At 50.4% G+C, this 1142-nt stretch carries 1 protein-coding gene; it reads right to left on the bottom strand.

The genetic code is table 11. From position 1 onward, the window contains the following. Positions 1–238 precede the first annotated feature (238 nt). Positions 239–1114 carry a hypothetical protein gene (locus IV91_RS18200; RefSeq protein ID WP_150112531.1) on the bottom strand — a complete coding sequence of 292 codons (876 nt, stop codon included), beginning with the start codon at positions 1112–1114 and terminating at the stop codon, positions 239–241. Between the last annotated feature and the right edge of the window lie 28 nt (positions 1115–1142).

The following is a 1142-nucleotide window of genomic DNA, read 5'->3' as shown; positions in this document are numbered from 1 at the left end:
GGTGCGACTCAACTCATCCTGAAATCGGCTGAAAACGGGTAAATCAGCCACTTTTGGTACAGGAAACTGGTGTAGTTGCCCGGTTAAAAGTGGCTTTTAAAAATATTCAGGGCGTTTGAGTCCACAACTGCCTGGGTGGCAGGTCGAAGAGATATTTGCATAGCCTTTGTCGTAGCTTAACCGGGCTCGTCCAACAAACGGTTCAGGTCGTGGCTCGCTTCGCGATCACGACCTAACCTTATTCGTTAGGCTTTGGCAGGTAGCATATGCATAGCCGTGGCAGGTCGTCAATTGGACGCCAAGTCCGGGATGCCCCAACAATCTCGCCTCTCTGCGCGGCTAGGCAGGGTCCACGATTTGACAAATTTCGGCATGAGTGGCAGTGACGCAGATCGCCGGCAACCTTGAACCTTGGCCCCGCTTTTTCCAGAAACCAGTGTCGTGCTTGCTGGTCGCTCTGGCATTGATTGAGCACGTTGGCAATCTTCAACGAGTCAGTTTCACCAATCAAGCTCAGCCATCCTTTGATTGCCCGCTCTTGATCTGGCGTCATTGGCCCGACAGGGGCTTGAACCCAAGAGTCCTTTGATGGCTCGATTAGCGTTGCCTGCGGATAACAAACCTCCATTTCAGCAGAACTTGCCGGTGGTCTTACAACAACTTGCAGGGGGGGCAGATCGGGAAAGTGAACAGTCCACCATACGGACGGCCCGCTTACCATTTTCTCGGACTGTGACAGGCGGTCGTCAGAACCGGCAATTTCTGCGGATTCGTTTATGTGTGAACTGCCAAAACTTACCGAAGGTGGGTATTCACCAGAAAATAGGGTTTTTGGCGGTTTTGACAGTGTCTGTACAAAAGGTTTTTCCAAAACGGCATCAAGATTTCTACGAGGCGACTGTGGGCTATTCGAAGGATCAATTTCGACAATTTCCCTTGTGTGGTCACCGTCATTACTGCCAAAAGCGGGATAAGGCAGTTTTGACAGTGCTTGCACAGGTGGTTTACCTATAATTAATGTAACTGCTCGCCCCTGCAAAAATAATTGAAAAAGTGCTTGACAGGTTTTTGGGTGCTCAAGGCGAGCAGTTGACGACTTGGGCATATTTGCCACAGCAGTGCAGTTTTAAGCGCCGCCAATT

This window comes from Ferrovum myxofaciens, assembly GCF_000735045.1.
GTDB lineage: Bacteria > Pseudomonadota > Gammaproteobacteria > Burkholderiales > Ferrovaceae > Ferrovum > Ferrovum myxofaciens.
Note: the sequence above shows the minus strand (reverse complement) of the source record. Positions and strands in the feature narration are given on the sequence as shown.